This is a genomic window from Actinomadura barringtoniae, assembly GCF_017573505.1.
Taxonomy (GTDB): domain Bacteria; phylum Actinomycetota; class Actinomycetes; order Streptosporangiales; family Streptosporangiaceae; genus Spirillospora; species Spirillospora barringtoniae.
On the sequence record NZ_JAGEOJ010000054.1, the window covers coordinates 1 to 1538 of the forward strand.

Genomic DNA, 1538 nt, shown 5'->3' on the forward strand with positions numbered 1-1538 from the left:
AATGTCCGTGCCGGCACCCAGCCTCGACAACAACACCGCCAACCCCGCCTGCAAAAGCATGAACACCGTCACGCCCTCACGACGAGCCACCTCCACCAACGCCTCATGCACGTCCGCCGACACCGAGAACTCCACCGCATGCCCCGCATGCGACGCCGCCACCGGACGAGGACGATCGAAAACCAGCCCGAGCTCGGACGGCAGGTCGGCGAGGGCGTCCCGCCAGAACGCGAGCTGGGCCGATACCAGGGACTCCGGGTCGGAGTCCTCTCCGAGTAGTCGCCGCTGCCACAGAGCGAAGTCCGCGTACTGCACCGGCAGCTCGGTCCAGGCCGGAGCCTGCCCGGCCACCCGGGCGGTGTACGCGAGGGACACGTCCCGGCCCAGCGGCACTCGCGACCACCCGTCCGCCGCCACGTGATGGACCACTACCACCAGGACGTGACGGTCGGAGGCCGTCGAGATCAGTGCCGCCCTGACCGGACGATCCTTTGAGAGGTCGAAGGGGCGCTGCGCGAGGTGTCCCACGAGGGCGGGCAGTTCTTCATCCGTGGCGTCCATGAGCTCCAGGACGGCCCGGACGGGAGCCGGCTGGATGGACTGGTGCGGACCGTCCTCATCCAGGGTGACGAGTGTGCGCAGAGTCTCGTGGCGGGCGATCACGTCGATGAGCGCCAGGTCGAGTGCAGAGGCGTCGACCAGACCCGTGAGCCGGACGACGAAGGGGATGTTGTAGGTGGGGGCGGCGCCTTCGAGCTGGTCCAGGAACCAGAGCCGCCATTGGCCGAACGACAGGGGGACCCGCTCGGGTCGCTCCGCGGCGGTCAGTGCCGGCCGGGCCCGGCCGGTCTCGTCCTGGTCGAGGCGACCGGCCAGCTCCGCTGGTGTGGGGTTCTCGAACAGTGCGCGGACGCTGAGCTCGGCGCCGAAGGCGGAGCGGATCCTGGCGGTGAGACGGGCGGCGAGGAGGGAGTGGCCGCCCAGGGTGAAGAAGTTGTCGTGGGGTCCGGCGATGGTGGGCAGTTCCAGGACGTCGGCGAACAGGTGGCCCAGGATCTCCTCACGCGCGTCGGCCGGGGCCTGGTCGCCGCTGGTCTCGGCCACCGGGTCGGGCAGAGCGTTGGTGTCGAGTTTGCCGTTGATGGTGACCGGCAGTTCGTCCAGGACGACCAACGCCGAGGGAACCATGTAGTCGGGCAGCCGATCGGCCAGATATCCCCGCACTGCCACCACGTCCAGACCGCCCTGCACCGGCACCAGGTAGGCCACCAGCGCATCGTTCCGGACGATCACCACGGCATGATCAACATCAGGGTGGGCACTCAGATGGGCCTGGATCTCGCCGGGCTCAACCCGGAAACCCCGGACCTTGACCTGATCATCAGCCCGCCCATCAAAGACAAGCTCACCATCACCAATCCAATGCGCCCGGTCACCGGTGGCATACATCCGCGAACCGGCCGCGACCGGAGCACCAGAATCCGCCCCAGAAAACGGGCCGGCAACAAAACACGTGGCGGTGAGCCCGGGACGCCGAT

Annotated in this window: 2 protein-coding genes; one reads left to right on the forward strand and one right to left on the reverse strand. The window is 68.5% G+C overall.

Going from position 1 to position 1538, the window contains the following annotated elements; genetic code table 11:
• A partial coding sequence (locus J4573_RS53360; RefSeq protein ID WP_307797576.1) for a condensation domain-containing protein occupies positions 1-1293 on the reverse strand: 1293 nt, incomplete at its 3' end.
• 6 nt (positions 1294-1299) lie between these two features.
• Here J4573_RS53360 and J4573_RS55075 point away from each other — a divergent pair.
• On the forward strand, positions 1300-1538 hold a 239-nt coding region (locus tag J4573_RS55075), incomplete at its 3' end, for a hypothetical protein (RefSeq protein ID WP_243775061.1).